Annotated in this window: 12 protein-coding genes; 5 read left to right on the plus strand and 7 right to left on the minus strand. The window is 66.2% G+C overall.

All coding sequences use genetic code 11. The features are described 5' to 3' along the window. On the minus strand, window positions 1–726 hold the full coding sequence (locus N825_RS01665; RefSeq protein WP_037446051.1) for a hypothetical protein: 726 nt from the start codon (window positions 724–726) through the stop codon (window positions 1–3). 456 nt (window positions 727–1,182) lie between these two features. Continuing rightward, a complete protein-coding gene (locus N825_RS01670; RefSeq protein WP_245612967.1) occupies window positions 1,183–2,145 on the minus strand; it encodes an alpha/beta hydrolase in 963 nt (320 codons plus the stop codon). 312 nt (window positions 2,146–2,457) lie between these two features. Between N825_RS01670 and N825_RS36080 the strand changes: the two genes are divergently transcribed. After that, window positions 2,458–3,666, plus strand: a complete 1,209-nt coding sequence (locus N825_RS36080) for a response regulator (RefSeq protein ID WP_051511393.1) — start codon at window positions 2,458–2,460, stop codon at window positions 3,664–3,666. Between the two features lie 40 nt (window positions 3,667–3,706). Here the strand turns inward: N825_RS36080 and N825_RS01680 are convergent, their stop codons facing one another. Both N825_RS01680 and N825_RS01685 read right to left on the minus strand, forming a co-directional pair. Then, the gene (locus N825_RS01680; RefSeq protein WP_037446512.1) at window positions 3,707–4,966 is read right to left on the minus strand and encodes an extracellular catalytic domain type 1 short-chain-length polyhydroxyalkanoate depolymerase; all 1,260 of its coding nucleotides are present in this window, start codon (window positions 4,964–4,966) and stop codon (window positions 3,707–3,709) included. Window positions 4,967–5,001: 35 nt separating this feature from the next. Next, a complete protein-coding gene (locus N825_RS01685) occupies window positions 5,002–5,421 on the minus strand; it encodes a CopG family transcriptional regulator (RefSeq protein ID WP_037446052.1) in 420 nt (139 codons plus the stop codon). A gap of 160 nt (window positions 5,422–5,581) precedes the next feature. On the opposite strand from N825_RS01685, the gene xth reads away from it, so the two are divergent. Beyond that, window positions 5,582–6,373 (plus strand): exodeoxyribonuclease III, encoded by a 792-nt coding sequence (xth, locus tag N825_RS01690; protein ID WP_037446053.1) that lies wholly within the window; start codon window positions 5,582–5,584, stop codon window positions 6,371–6,373. A gap of 21 nt (window positions 6,374–6,394) precedes the next feature. Next, window positions 6,395–7,699 (plus strand): chloride channel protein, encoded by a 1,305-nt coding sequence (locus N825_RS01695; RefSeq protein WP_037446054.1) that lies wholly within the window; start codon window positions 6,395–6,397, stop codon window positions 7,697–7,699. Between the two features lie 19 nt (window positions 7,700–7,718). On the opposite strand, the gene N825_RS01700 is transcribed toward N825_RS01695, so the two are convergent. Further along, entirely contained in the window at window positions 7,719–8,039 is a 321-nt protein-coding gene (locus N825_RS01700; RefSeq protein WP_037446055.1) for a helix-turn-helix transcriptional regulator, read from the minus strand. A 383-nt stretch (window positions 8,040–8,422) separates the two neighbouring features. Beyond that, window positions 8,423–9,739 carry an S-methyl-5-thioribose kinase gene (gene mtnK / locus N825_RS01705; RefSeq protein ID WP_245612968.1) on the minus strand — a complete coding sequence of 439 codons (1,317 nt, stop codon included), beginning with the start codon at window positions 9,737–9,739 and terminating at the stop codon, window positions 8,423–8,425. A 176-nt stretch (window positions 9,740–9,915) separates the two neighbouring features. On the opposite strand from mtnK, the gene N825_RS01710 reads away from it, so the two are divergent. Beyond that, on the plus strand, window positions 9,916–11,085 hold the full coding sequence (locus N825_RS01710; protein WP_037446056.1) for a pyridoxal phosphate-dependent aminotransferase: 1,170 nt from the start codon (window positions 9,916–9,918) through the stop codon (window positions 11,083–11,085). A gap of 411 nt (window positions 11,086–11,496) precedes the next feature. Then, a complete protein-coding gene (locus N825_RS01715; protein WP_037446057.1) occupies window positions 11,497–12,630 on the plus strand; it encodes a type III PLP-dependent enzyme in 1,134 nt (377 codons plus the stop codon). A 149-nt stretch (window positions 12,631–12,779) separates the two neighbouring features. Here N825_RS01715 and N825_RS01720 read toward each other — a convergent pair whose 3' ends face one another. After that, a complete protein-coding gene (locus N825_RS01720; RefSeq protein WP_051511452.1) occupies window positions 12,780–14,345 on the minus strand; it encodes an alkaline phosphatase family protein in 1,566 nt (521 codons plus the stop codon). Window positions 14,346–14,479: the final 134 nt, after the last annotated feature.

Here is a 14,479-nt window from a genome sequence, read left to right on the forward strand (position 1 = left end):
TCAGCGTTTGATGTAGAAGAGCAGCAGATCCCGGCGCAGGTCGGGAATGCGGATCGGCTCGACCCCGTGAAATGAGTCGTCTGTCTTGAGGAACATGAATAGCGAGTTGGCCTTGTAAGGCATCGTCGCGACGCGATCGAAGCCCTCGAAGTCATGATGGGGGCCGCCCCAGCAGTGGAAGCCGCGGTCCTTGGGCAGGTAAAGCGTGGTGCCGCACTCGACGTGGCGGTCGTCTTCCGGCAGATAGAACAGAAGCGTCAGCAGGTTCGACGGATCGGACGTGTGGATCTTGACGCCGTCCGAGCTGGAATCCCGCACCAGGATCATGTCCCTGCGGATCGGATCGGGCCACGCCGCCCCTTCCCGCGTCAAACGGGCCGCGATGTCCGGCGCGTGCCGTGCCAGCAGCGCGTCGGCGAACTCCTTGTTGAAAACCTCGTTGAACAGATTGGTCCAGAAAGCCGCGACATCCGTCGGCACGCGGGCCAGATGGTCATCCTTCAATAGGAAGCCCACGCGCATGTCGTAATCCCCTTCCGCGACCTTGCCGGTCTTGGAGAGGGATTCGTACGCTTCGGGAGCGGGCATCAGGCGGCGGAGTTCGGCGTAGAACTCCTTGGGGAACACATCCTCGATGAACAGGTGCTGGTGAGGCCACGCGCGTACCGGTGTGGACAGGATCTGGTACAGCGCATGATGGCGGGCCCGGGTGAAAAAATCGGACATGGCGGTTCCTTGCTGGATCTATATGTGTTCGCGGTGCGCTGCCGGCGTTTCCGCTCCTCGTCCCGGATCCGCTCGGGTGCGGGCGGTGTCCAGAGGCGAAATTCGACGCGGATGCCCAATCGCGACGAGGGATTAGACGTGTTAATAAAGAGTGATTTTATCTAAATAGTAAACTTACCGATTTGAGGAGTGAGATTTTCGGTGTTGGTGGTGGGGAAATACTCTCCTAACGCGTGCCTATAGGGGCGTTCATGCGGGAACGGAAAATGTTGCTTCCAGCGCTCCCGCTGTCTTACGTCCCGACGCGAGCCGGCTTGGCGACAAAGCGGGATGGTTGACCGTCGATGAGGTTCAGGGCGGCGCCATGGGCGATCGTAGAAGGCGAGGTGGCGGCGTCTCCCTTCCCGTGACGCCGCCACCGACGCTCTCACCCCCGCGCGCGAGTCGCTGATCCCATCATTTGGCCGCGCCACACCGCGCCGGATCGGCCTCGATGGGTGTTCGGGCGTGGGGCGACATGTATTCAAGCGCGTCGCCGATCGTGCTGGCCCAAACCGGCCACTCGTGATCGCCGGCGACCACGCGGAAGATCGCGTTGCCCGGCTGGTGACGGTGAAGCTCGCGGAACAGGGCGGCCGCGTGATACGGGATCTCGAATCGGTCGATGTCACCGCTGTTGATGTAGAACGGCACCACCACCGGCTGGGCGCGGTACGTTTCGAACAGGGGGCGCCAGCTCAGTTTCGCCCAAGCCTCGCCGTCGAATTTGCCATCCTTCTGGAACGGCGGGTCCTTCATCGCCGACGAGTTGGACGGGGGAAGGGGCTCGTAGACCGCCGGGCTCAGTGCCGCGGCGGCGGCGAACATCTCCGGATGCTCGAAGGCCAGCCGGACAGCCGCCTGCCCGCCGGCCGAGAGGCCCGCCACCATCCGGCCGGCGCGGCCTTCCACGATGCGGAAATCCTGTTCGATCCTGGGCAGGAGTTCCTTCATCAGCACGGTGCCGGCTTTCTCCGCGTTGGCGTCCACCCACCACATCTGCTTGTGTCCCGGCATCACGACGATCATCGGAGTGATGGCGTCGTCGTTGATCAGCCGATCGAGGGTCGGCTTGATCTTGCCCTTGTTCAGCCAGTCATGCTCGTCGCCATTGGCGCCATGCAGCAGGTAGAGCACCGGATAGGACAGGCAAGATTCACCGTAGCCATCTGGCAAATAGACCGTGAAGCGGTAATCGCGGCCCAGCGTGGGCGATGGCAGGCTTCGTTCGAGCACGGTTCCAGCCATCGCGGCGGTGGTGCCCACCGTCGTTCCGATCAAGATGCCAGCCATGGCGCCCGCCATCACGCCGGCCCCAACGCCGGCGGACATGCCAACGGCCTTCGCCAGCGTCGCGATTCCCAATCTCAGTCGCTTCATCGCTCGTATCCCCTTTCCAGCTCTTCCGGAACGGCGTCAACCACCTGACCGCCCCACCGTATGGCGAACCTTTATCATGGTTGCATTCCATGGGAAGTATCGATTGGGAAGAGTTTTTGTCATGATGGTTGATCCTATACGGAATATCACTTAGAATTCTGAGTAACTTGGGTTGTGTGACTATCCAGATAATCTTGTATGGTTGCATGACATATTGAATTTTCCCTTTATCATCTCCGGAGCCGCGGCGTGCCGCCCCACGCGGTGGACGTCAGGGACGCCGGTCATGCCACCCCATCGAGGTTCACATTCATGGCCCAGCCCATAGCCGCCACCCGGCCCGAGCGCCTGCTGGTCGTAGAGGACGACGAGTTCAGCCAGCAGTTGATCGAGCTTTACCTGCGGAAGGCCGGATTCACCGAACTGACCGTGGCCAACGATGGCCGGCAGGCGCTCGACCTCGCCAAGGCCAACACGTTCGACCTGATCCTGCTTGACCTGGGCCTGCCGCGCATCGGCGGCACCGAGGTGGTTCGCCGCTTGAAGAAGGAAGGTTTGCTTGCCAACACTCCCGTGGTCGTGATCTCCGCCATCACCAACATGGAGGACACGATCCAGTGTATTGAAATGGGGGCCAGCGACTATCTGGCTAAGCCGTTCAACGTCATGCAGTTGCAGCAGCGGGTCGACGCCTGTCTGGAACGCCAGCGCCTCCGCCGGGAGTCGGCCGCCACCAAGCGGCGCGACGCCCTGGACGAGTCGGCGGCGCTTGGATTGCGGGCGGCCTTGGCGCTGCCGGCATTCCCACGGTCCGGGCCCGGATTTCCGGCGGAGGGCGCCGTGCTGTCGGAGGCGTCGCGGGGCGGCGGGCAAGGCCGCGACTTCCATGACGTCTTTCCCGTGCTGGGCGGCGGCACCGGCTTTGTGGTCGGCACCGTGGCGGGAACGGGCATCGCGGCACTGCTGACGGTGGCGCGGGTGCGGGCATTGGTCCGCGTCTTGGCCGACCGCTTCGATCCGTCTGGTGGCGCTCCGCTCGATCCGGCGGCCTTGATCACCCAAATCGGTGCCGAACTGGCGTCCGATCCGGCCGAGGGGAGCGAAGATGGCCGGTCCATCGCACTGTTCATCGGCGTCCTTCAGGCTGGCGGACCCCTGCGTCACGCCAACGCCGGCATGCCTACACCGGTGGTGTTGAGCCAGATGCTGGGAGTCTTGCCGCTCGCCGGCAAGCGCGGGCCGCCGCTGACCGGTGATGCTTCCTTCGAAGGACCGGTAGGCGGTCAGGTGTCGTTGCAACCCGGCGACGGACTGGTGGTCCACACGCGCGGCTTGGTCGAGGCGACGGATGCCGGCGGCGGCGCCTATGGCGAACAGCGGCTGAAAGTTGCGCTCGACGCCTTGATCGCGGCACCGGCCGCCCTCATCAGCTCGACCCTGCGCGAGGACGCCGCCGGTTTCGCGGGCGGCGTGCCGTTCAAGGACGACGTGACCATCGTCGCCCTTCGCCTGGTCGCCTGACCCGGTCCGGTCAGGCGACTCCAACAATCAGGCGGCCCCGTCAGGCGGCGGTGACGCGGTGCTCCAGGAAGAACCGCAGCATCTCGCGCGAGGCGTCCGGTCCCTTCGGATCGGTGTAGGTGCCGGACGCGCTGCCGCCCGCCCAGGCGTGACCGGCGCCGTGGATCGTCCACAGCTCGGACACCGTCCTGCCGTAGCCGTCGGTCAGGACCGTACGGTCGTGGGCACGGCCGTTCGGCGTGTTGCCCCGCTCAACGGTCGACTTCAGTCCCTTGGCCGCCGCCGTCGACTGGGCGACCACCGCGTCGCCGTTGCGCGGATTGACCGTCATGTCCTTGTCGCCATGGAAGACGATCGTCGGAACCAAGCGAGTGACGGCGCCGCCTCCCGAACCGCCTTGCCCCATGGCGGCGAAGGCGGATGGGATATCCCGCGCGGCACCCACTGGAAGGCCGGAATGCACGCCGACCGCCGCGAACACGTCGGGATATGTCGCACCCAGGATGGCGGCGGTGGCGGCACCGGCCGACAACCCCGCGACATAGACGCGGCTGGGGTCGACCGGGTGGTCGCCGATGATCTGGCGGGCGATGCCGGCGAGCAGCGAGGGCTCCCCGTGGTCGCGCCGCTGGTCTTCCGGCTTGAACCAGTTCCAGCATTTCTGGGGGTTGGCCGATGACGGCTGGGCCGGGTAGGCCACCAGAAAACCATGTTCCTCGGCGAGTTCGTTCATCCGGGTGCCGGCGGCGAAATCGTCGGGCGACTGGGTGCAGCCGTGCAACATCACGATCAGCGGCATCGGCTCCGCCGCCCGCTTGGCCGGAATGTACAGTTTATAGGAGCGGGTACCGGCGGCGTTGGTGTGGGACAGCGTCTCGAACGACGCGCCGTCGGGCAGGGGAGCCGAGGCGGGGCGTAGGCCCATCCCACCCAAGTTGAGGCCATCGAGACCCATCCCACCCAAATTCAAACCGGACGGCATCGACCGCGCGGCGAGGCCGCGCAGGGTTTCGCCCAGGCCGGTCAGCGGAACGGCGCGGTGGGGAGAGCGCGGGCGGCTCGCCGGCTTGGCGTCGAACCGGAACGCCGCCGCGCCGGGAGACACCGGCTCCATGTCGATGATGGTGCCCGGTCCGGAACCCGGACCCGTCGGGGGATTGGGCTTGGCGCCGTCGGACTCCGGAGCGGGAGCGTCACCGCCCTGGAGCAGGCGCTGGATCAGGGCGGTCGCCTCGGTGAGCTGACCGGCACTGGTCAAGCGCATCGCCTCGGCCATGCCGGGGGACAGTAGGTTGGTCATGTCTTTGGCTTTCTGGGCTTTGAAGAAGGGGGACGTCATTTGATTCGGTCGGCCAGGGCCGCCTTGACGGCGGCGCTGGCGTGCAGCGCTCCCAGCACGGTGAGCGAGGAGATGGTGGCCAGCGCCAGTTCCGGCGTGACGTCGTTCGCTATGGTGGCGAGGCCCAGGACGCGGATCTCGAGCACCTGACCAGCGTCCCGCGCCGCTTCCAGGTCCTCCCGGCTGAAGTGCCGAAGGCCGAGATCCACGCTCGATCGCGTCACCGCCTGCCGGACGACATCGGAGTGCCGCTCGATTTGATTGCGGATGGCCGTCCGGATGAAATCGGTGCGGTTCGAGTAGAACCCCTCACGCACCAGCAGATCGACGTGTCCCAGGTCGACATAGCCGAGATTGATCGTGATCTTCTCGCTGTCGGTCTGCTTGGACCTGATGTCCTGTACGTTGCCTGCCATCTCTCTTCCATCCTCTAACCATCCACATGGATGGTAGATGGTAGGGATGGATGGTCATTCAAGGGATTTCACGTCGGCACCGGCGCTTTCCCGCGAATGCCTCCATGATGTATGGTGCGGCGCCATCCGCCCTCACCCTCGAACCATCCCCGAGTCTCCCGTGCGTATCGCCACCTGGAACATCAACTCCGTCCGGCTGCGGCTGGATCTCCTGCTGCGGCTGATCGACGAGCACCGCCCCGACGTGATCTGCCTCCAGGAAACCAAGACGGTCGACGAGACCTTCCCGCTGGCGCCGCTGGCGGAACGGGGATACGTCCACACCCTGATCCATGGCATGAAGGGCTACAACGGCGTCGCGATCCTGTCGCTCCGCCCGATCTCCGGCCAATGCGTCCAGCATTGGTGCGAGAAACAGGACTGCCGCCACGCCATCGCCGAGGTCGGCGGCATCGAGATCCACAGCGTCTACATCCCGTCGGGCGGCGATGTCCCGGACCCCGCCGTCAACGTCAAGTTCGAGCACAAGCTGCGCTTCCTGGACGAGATGACGGCGTGGTGGCCGGCGGAGCGGACGGCGGATCGGCCAATGGTCATGGTCGGTGACTTCAACGTGGCGCCACTCGAACACGATGTCTGGTCGCACAAGCAGATGCTCGGCGTCGTCTCCCACACGCCGGCCGAGATCGACCGGCTCAACGCGATGCGGGACTCGATCGGCTGGGTCGACGCGGTCCGCCATTTCGTGCCGGAAGGCCAGAAGCTCTATACCTGGTGGAGCTACCGGGCCAAGGACTGGTCGGTCGCCGACCGCGGCCGCCGGCTCGACCATATCTGGGTCACTCCCCCACTGGCCGGAGCCTTGCGCGATCACAAGGTGCTGCGCGAGGCGCGCGGCTGGGAACCGAAGCCGTCGGACCACGTTCCGGTGCTGATCGACCTGGATGTCTGAACGCGGCTGTAATTTGATGTCATGGTGAAGATCCGTTCCCGCCGCGCCCGCCATGTCTGGCTATCGGCGACGTCCTGGCGGCAGCGTCTCGTCTTCTGGCTGGGCGCTCTGGTGATCGGCCTCGTCGCGGTCGGCTTCGCCCTGGCCGCCGACCATGTCCAGGAAGCCTTCGACGCCGTGGTCGGGCGCTGGCCCTATCTGCCGCTGGCGCTCTCGCCGCTGATGTTCGGCCTGTCGGCCTGGGCGACGGTCCGCTGGTTTCCCAATTCGCAGGGGAGCGGCATTCCCCAAGCCATCGCCGCCCGCCACCTGACCGATCCCGAGAGCCGCCGCAAGCTGCTGGCGCCCCGCACGATGATCGGCAAGATCCTGCTGACGTTGCTGGGATTGGCGGGGGGCGGCTCGATCGGACGCGAGGGTCCGACCGTCCAGGTCGGCGCCGCCCTGATGGTCGCCTGCGGCACTGTAGCGGGACTGGCTGGCCAGCGCGGCCTCGTGCTGGCGGGATCGGCGGCGGGCGTGTCGGCGGCGTTCAACACCCCGCTCGCCGGCATCGTCTTCGCGATCGAGGAGATGGCGCGCGGCTACGAGAGCCGGGCCAGCGGTTTGGTGATGGTCGCGGTGATCCTGGCCGGCATCTCGTCGCTGGCGGTGACCGGCAACTATGAATATTTCGGCCACACCCTGGTGACCTTGGACGAGCCGGGAGCCTGGATCGGCGTCCTCGCCTGCGGTGTCGTCGGCGGCTTGGCCGGCGGGCTGTTCAGTCGCGCCGTGATCGAGGCCGGCCGGCTGCTGCCGGTCTGGCTGAAGGGGGTCGCGACGCGCCGGCCCGTGGCCTTCGCCGCCACTTGCGGCCTGATCATCGCGGTGATCGGCGTGGCCGCCGGAGGGTTGACCTTCGGCACCGGCTACCACGCCGCCCGCATGGCGATCGATGGCACCGCCGACTTGCCCTGGTGGTACGCGCCGGCCAAGCTGGCGGCCACGGCGGTCTCCTCGGTCAGCGGCATCCCCGGCGGGCTGTTCGCCCCCAGCCTGTCGGTCGGCGCCGGCATCGGCTCGGCGCTGACGCCGCTGATGGAGCATGTGCCGGTGGCCGCGATGGTGATGCTTGGCATGGTCGGCTATTTCGCGGGCGTCACCCAGTCACCGATGACCGCCTTCGTGATCGTGATGGAGATGACCGGTAACCATGGCATGGTCGTGCCGCTGATGGCGTCGGCGATGATCGCCTATGGCGTCTCCCGCATGGTCTGCCCCGTCCCGCTCTATCACGCGCTGGCCCGCCGCTTCATCGCCGCGGCCCGGCCGCCCGTGGCCTGATCACGGCCAGGCTACGGCCCTAGAAGTCCGCCACATCGTCCTTCGCTCCCGCGCGCTTCCGTCCGGTGACCAACTCCATCTCCTCGCCCAGGGGGTCATTGGCCAGCAACTCGCCGAGGCGTTCGGTGTAGCCGAGCACGGTCAGGGCCTTGAGCAGGATTCCCAAGGCGACGCCGGGCGTCCCTTTCTCGAGCGCCACCACGGAGGCCCGGCTGACGCCCATGCGCGACGCGAGGTCATCCTGCGACAGGTTGCGTCGGAGACGGGCCAGACGGACCGTTCGGCCGAGCCTGCCCAGGCTTTCCAGCTCATCGGTGCCCAACACGGTCGAGAGGCGCATGCGTGATGACCAGAGTTTCATACATTGAGGGGTCCAATGTATGGAACTTCGAACCAACAAGCAATTTCGGCGGAGCGTGTCGCGGAAAAGAAAACGGCCACCGCAGGGGGCTCATGCGGTGGCCGGTAGATCCAGCCGGGGCCAGGCTGGTGACGCTCCCTGAATGGGGAACGCCAGTGTGAAGGGCTGATCGTCGGCCTTGTGTGGCCGCGCTGTAGGGGCCCTTCGCATGGGTCTGATATAGGTGTCGAAAGTGGCGGAAATTAGATGTCACGCCAAGGGCTTGACCATGCCACCCCGGCACCCGGCCCGGCCCGTGCGGAGAAATTCGTTTCCGCTGAGGGAGTTACGCGGCGGCAACAGGTTTCTTCTCCGAAGGGGTACTACTTTTTCCCGTATCCACCCCTTCCATGCGTCGCGGCCGCGGCGGTGAGGTCGCCGATCCTGCGATATGCGCCCCGGTTGACCAGCATGTCGCGCGCCAGCCGCAACGCCCGCATCTCGCAATCGGCCCGCAGGTCGGCGTCGGCGATGGTCTCCAGCTCTTCGATATGGGCGAGGCCCAGGATGCGCCGGATCATCTTGGCGGCGGCGAATCCTATCGAGTCGGAGAACAGGCGCTCCATGTAATCCGCCTTGACCCGGCGGAGCGCCGCCTGTCCCGCCGGATCGGCGAACAGGTCGGCGGGGTAGAGGTCGCCGGTCGCGTCATCGCGCCACAGTCCCAGGAAGATGCCCTCGAACTTGGTCCAGACCTGAGTGACCTGATCGAGGATCCAGCGGCCGTAATCCTCCCGCGGGTCGGCGGCTGTCGCGTGGCCCGGCTGGGCGAAAAAGGCCAGCAGCAGGTTGCCGATCACCGCCCCGATGTCGAACCCCATGGGGCCGTAGAAGGCGAACTCCGGGTCGATCACCTTGGTTTCCGTCGCCGTCACCATGATCGACCCCGTGTGCAGGTCGCCATGGATCATCGCCTCGGCGTGGATCAGGAACCGTCCCTTCAACTCCGACACCGCCGCCTTGGCCGCCGTATCGGCGCGGAACTCCGCCGCGATCCCGTCGAGCTGGGGGGAGGTCCAGTGGTTCAGCTCCGCCACGCGATAGGGATCGGTGAAGATCAGGTCCTCGGTGATCTTGCACAATGCGGTATTGCCGCAGAACACCGCGATCCGGCGCTTCTTCTCCGCCGCGGGCAGCGCCAAGTCGGAGGTGTGGAACAGCGTGTGCGCCATGAAATGGGCGACGTCATGGGCGAATTTCGGATAGCGGATGCCGGCCGCCAGACCCTTCCGCATGATCACGTGGGGTCGCAGCAACTCCATCACCGTCAGCGCCATCTCGGCATCGTGATGGTGGATCGCCGGTGTCTGGGCCGGCGCCGCGGCGGCTTGGGCCACCAGCGCCTCGTGCTCGAAGAAGGCCCGGCTGAGCGGCAGCGGCCAGCTCTCGCCCACCAGCCTGACATAGGGCAGCGCCTGCTTGACCGCGACTCCGCCCCGGGGGCCGGTCACGATGAAGACCAGGTTCAGGTTGCCGTCGCCGACTTCGCGGACCTGCCATTCCGCCGGGGCGCCTCCCAGCTTGTCGGCGACGTTTGGAATCGCCGCCAGATAGGCCGGTAGACCAACATCGTCCAGGGCACGGTATCCGGCGGGGGTTTCCAGAGGGCGATTCCTCGATTTATTGGGGTCCAGCGTCACGAAGCCTTCTCCTGTCCGACCGCCTTACGGCTTGGGTTGTCGTCGGGTTGATTTGCCGGATCGAAGTCCGGGCGCGGAGTGTCCCGCTTCCGGTCGGGCTTGGCAAGCGAGCCGGCGTGCCGCTATGAGTCGCCGCCAGACCTCCCAGTTTATTTTTCCGCGAAGGAGCGGTAACGATGCGGTTCTCTCCCCTGGTCGACCGGATCTCCGGCAAGGGCTCCGACGCCTGGAGCATCCACTGGCGCGCCCGCGAGCTGGTGCGGCAGGGGCGGGACGTCATCATGCTGACCGTCGGCGACCCCGACCTGCCGCCACCCGCCATCGTGATCGACGCGGCGGTCGCGTCGCTCCGGGCGGGAGAGACGACGTACTCCCCCATCGCGGGCCATCCGGATGTCCGCGCCGCCATCGCCGCGCGCCACCAAGCGCGGACCGGCACCCCGACGGAAGCCGACGATGTCGTCGTCGTGCCCGGTGCCCAGGCGGGGCTCTACTGCGCGATGCGGTGCTTGGCGGGTCCCGGCGACGAGGTGATCGTCCCGGAGCCGATGTACGCCACCTACGAGGCGGTCGCGGGTGCGGCTGGAGCCACCGTCGTCAATGTGGCGCTGCGTCCCGAGCGCGGCTTCCACCTTGATCTGGACGATTTGGAACGCGTGGTGACGCCACGTACGCGTGTGCTGTGGTTGAACAGCCCGCACAATCCGACCGGCGCCGTCATGACCCGCGCCGAGGTCGAGGCCACCGCCGATTTCTGCCGGCGTCACGACCTATGGCTGCTGTCGGACGAGGTCTACGCCGATCTCGCCTATGCCGGGCCGCATGTCAGTCCACGAAGCCTGCCGGGCATGGCGGAGCGGACCGTGGTCGTCTCCAGCCTGTCCAAGTCGCATGCCGTGCCGGGCTTCCGCTTCGGCTGGATCGTCGGACCGCCCGAACTGGCCAAGCACCTGACCCGGCTGGTCCTGTGCATGCTCTATGGCGGACCTCCCTTCATCCAGGCCGGAGCCCTGGCGGCATTGACCAACGAGTGCCCGGAGGTGACGGCGATGGCGGCGGCCTACCAGCGCCGGGCCGACATCATGGTTTCCCTGTTGGAAAGCGTTCCCGGCCTGCGGGCGTCGCGTCCGGAAGGCGGCATGTTCGTGCTGCTCGACGTCCGGGGGACCGGCCAAGCGTCGGACGAGTTCGCCCAAGGACTGCTGGAGCGGCATGGAGTCGCGGTCCTGCCCAGCGATGGCTTTGGTCCAAGCGCCGTCGGACACCTTAGAATCTCCCTGGCGGCATCCGATAGGCTGATCGAGGAGGCCGCCAAGCGGATCGCGGCCCACGCCCGCTCGGCTTGAAAGCCGCGCCGGGCCTGCTTAAATCGACCTCGGGGGCGGAGATGATACGCCCCTGAAACTTTTTTCCCCGATGGTTGATTTTATCCTTTTGCGCGGGGAGGTTTCGGTGTATCAGATCGCTCCGCGCTAGCACGTGCCCCTGGCCCCCACGGTTCTTCCAAGTGGGGTTATGCAACGACGAACGTGTAACCCCCGACCGTCCCTTAAGCAAGGCGGCGTCTTGGAGGATACGATGTTTCATGTTGTTGTCGGTGGGCCGCACGCCCATCCGTCTCATCCCACGACTTCCGGTCGATCGTGTACAGGCCCTAAACAGGTCTGAGGGCTTGGTCCGCGCGTGACGCGGACGGCGGCCCGACCGAACTGCAAAACCCCATCACATAACTCCTTTCTGGTTCTCGGGAGACTGAGATGAGCGAGAAGATTGCTCGTTTTTTCGCGGAGCGGCAGCCTGCAACTCCGTGCCTGGTGGTTGACCTCGACATCGTGGATGAGAATTTCACGTCGCTCACGGCAGCCTTGCCCGACGCGAAGATCTATTACGCGGTGAAGGCCAATCCCGCGCCCGAGATCCTGTCGCTGCTCGCCGCGCGCGGTTCGTCGTTCGACACCGCGAGCGTTCCCGAGATCGAGATGGTGCTGGCCGCCGGCGTCACGCCGGACCGCATCTCGTACGGCAACACGATCAAGAAGCAGCGCGACGTCGCCCGGGCCTTCGAGCTGGGTGTCCGCCTGTTCGCCTTCGACAGCATCGGCGAGCTGGACAAGATCGCCCAGTCCGCTCCCGGCAGCCGCGTGTTCTGCCGCATCCTGACCTCGGGCGAGGGCGCCGAATGGCCGCTGTCGCGGAAGTTCGGCTGCGACCCGCACATGGCGCGCGCCCTGCTGATCGCCGCCGCCGGCAAGGGTCTCGTCCCCTATGGCGTGTCGTTCCACGTCGGCAGCCAGCAGAAGGACCCGACCCAGTGGGACACCGCGCTGCGCACCGTGGCCGAGATGTTCCATGACCTGGAAGCGCTGGGCATCACGCTGAGCATGGTCAACCTGGGCGGTGGTTTCGCCACCCGCTACCGGACGGACGTGCCCGAAGCGGAGGCCTATGGCAACGCCATCCTGGACTCGCTGCGACGACATTTCGGCAACCGCATCCCCGAGACGATCGTGGAGCCGGGCCGCAGCATGGTCGGCAACGCCGGCGTGATCGAGAGCGAGGTCGTGCTGATCTCGACCAAGTCGGCCAACGACAACCGCCGCTGGGTCTACCTGGACATCGGCAAGTTCGGCGGTTTGGCCGAGACGATGGACGAGGCGATCCAGTATCCGATCGTCACCAACCGCGATGGCGACGGCGAGACCGATTCGGTGATCCTGGCCGGGCCGACCTGCGACAGCGCCGACGTGCTCTACGAGAAGTCGGATTATCGGTTGCCGGTCGATCTGGCGATCGGCGACCGCATCCGCATCCACGCGGCGGGCGCCTACACCACGACCTACGCCTCGGTCAATTTCAACGGCTTCACGCCGCTGGCCCAGTACTACATCTGAGGTCGGAGATCGGGGCCAGCGGGTTGATGGGGTTATGTCGAAACCCTCTTGACGCCGTCCAGGGACCGGTCTAAACCTCTGGCACTTCGATGCCGAGGCCACTTAATGGGGTCGTGCCGCTCACGCGGACTGCGTCGGAGATCAAACTATCAAAGGGGGCTTTCGGCCCCCTTTGGCATGTCCGGACCTCGGGTCTCCCCGCGGCTGAAGACTCCATCGGCGGTCAGCAGGGTATTCGCCAGAACCCGTTCATCGTTCTCCATCCGCCATGACAGCAGCGCCTGCGCGTGGTCGCGGACCAGTGCCGCGTGGGCTGGATCGGCGGCGAGATCCCGGAACTGTCCCGGGTCCTCCGCCAGATCGAAGAACAGCGGCGGCAGCGCCGCGAAGTGGACATACTTATACCGTTCGCCACGCAGCACGTTCAGGACGCACTGCCCCGGCCGCAGTCCCAGGGCGCGTTCGGTTTCCCCGCCGATGACGTCGCGGAAATCGAATTCCCAATGGGCGTGGCTCCGCCAGTCCGCCGGGACAGCCCCCGACAACAGCGGCGCCAGCGACCGGCCATCGCACTGGGCGGGCGGATGGGTGGGTGACGTTCCGTCCAGCCAGTCCAGGATGGTCGGCATCAGGTCGACATGCTCGGTGAAGGCGTCGATCACGCCGCCGCCCAGCCGATCCGGGTCGCGGATGATCAGGGGCACATGATAGGCCTCGTCGAAATAGCCACTCTTGCCCAGCATCCAGTGCTCGCCCAGCATCTCGCCGTGGTCGGAGGTGACGATCACCAGAGTGTCGTCCAACGCGCCGGTTTGTCTCAGGTGATCGATGATCCGGCCGATTTGGGTGTCCAACTCGGCGATCAGACCATGATATGTGGCCCGCAGGCGGGCCAGGGTCGCGGCGTCGAGGACGCGCGGGTCCACCGCCTCCCCCTCCATCCAGCAATCCGTCTTCTGACGGGCGAGGTGCCACGCCAGCCACGGGTGCTGTTTTCCTTCGGCCGTCCAATCCACCGCCCGCGCCGCGGGCGGCGTGGTCGCGGGGTCGATCAGGTCGTGGTACGGAGCGGGCGCCACCCAGGGCGGATGCGGCCGGATGAAGGCGGCCAGCGCGAACCACGGCTTCCCCTCGCCGCCTTTCAGCCATCCGATCAGGCGATCGGCGAGGAAGGCCGTGTCGCTGTCCTCCGCCCGGTACGCCGCCGGGCCAAACGGCTCCGCCGCGCGATAAATCGCCCGCGCCGGCTCGGGAACCAGGTACCCCCGGGCGCGCAGATGCTCGGCCCAGGGCTCGATCGATTCGGTCAGCGAGCAGACGGGATCGAAGCCCGCCATCACTCCCTCGTAGCTCCGCAAGGCGGGATCTCCCGGATCGCGGCCGCGCGGGTCGGGCGAGGTGTCGGTGTAGCCGAACAGGGCGGGAGCGTGGCCGAACCGCCGAGCCTCCAGCGCCAGATTGGTGTGGCGGGCGTCCAGGGGCGTGCCATTGGCGACGGAGCGGTGGTTTTGCAGGTACATGCCCGTCAGCAGCGAGGCGCGCGCCGGACCGCAAGGACTGGCTTGCCCATAATGGCGGCGGAACAGCGTCCCTTCGGATGCCAGCGCGTCCAGGTTGGGCGTTCGCGCGCAAGGGTGACCCAGTGCCGACAAGCAGTCGCCGCGCCACTGGTCGGCGACGATCAACAGGACATTGCGGAGCGGACGGACGGCCATCGGCAGTTCCCGGAACAGTCGAAAGGGTCTGATATGATTGCCTTTCAGTGGCTTGCGCGCCAGCGGGAAGCCATGACACATTGATGAAAATTTACTAAACCACGGCGTCTGAAATTGCCGCCCGAGTGCCACTG

It is taken from the genome of Skermanella stibiiresistens SB22, assembly GCF_000576635.1.
GTDB lineage: Bacteria > Pseudomonadota > Alphaproteobacteria > Azospirillales > Azospirillaceae > Skermanella > Skermanella stibiiresistens.

Excerpts from the sequence above, each read along its gene's own strand:
- N825_RS01695 (WP_037446054.1), top strand. The coding sequence starts at position 6,395 with ATGGTGAAGATCCGTTCCCGCCGCGCCCGCCATGTCTGGCTATCGGCG.
- N825_RS01665 (WP_037446051.1), bottom strand. The coding sequence starts at position 726 with ATGTCCGATTTTTTCACCCGGGCCCGCCATCATGCGCTGTACCAGATC.
- N825_RS01680 (WP_037446512.1), bottom strand. The coding sequence starts at position 4,966 with ATGACCAACCTACTGTCCCCCGGCATGGCCGAGGCGATGCGCTTGACC.
- N825_RS01685 (WP_037446052.1), bottom strand. The coding sequence starts at position 5,421 with ATGGCAGGCAACGTACAGGACATCAGGTCCAAGCAGACCGACAGCGAG.
- N825_RS01700 (WP_037446055.1), bottom strand. The coding sequence starts at position 8,039 with ATGCGCCTCTCGACCGTGTTGGGCACCGATGAGCTGGAAAGCCTGGGC.
- N825_RS01670 (WP_245612967.1), bottom strand. The coding sequence starts at position 2,145 with ATGAAGCGACTGAGATTGGGAATCGCGACGCTGGCGAAGGCCGTTGGC.
- N825_RS01720 (WP_051511452.1), bottom strand. The coding sequence starts at position 14,345 with ATGGCCGTCCGTCCGCTCCGCAATGTCCTGTTGATCGTCGCCGACCAG.
- N825_RS01715 (WP_037446057.1), top strand. The coding sequence starts at position 11,497 with ATGAGCGAGAAGATTGCTCGTTTTTTCGCGGAGCGGCAGCCTGCAACT.
- N825_RS36080 (WP_051511393.1), top strand. The coding sequence starts at position 2,458 with ATGGCCCAGCCCATAGCCGCCACCCGGCCCGAGCGCCTGCTGGTCGTA.
- N825_RS01710 (WP_037446056.1), top strand. The coding sequence starts at position 9,916 with ATGCGGTTCTCTCCCCTGGTCGACCGGATCTCCGGCAAGGGCTCCGAC.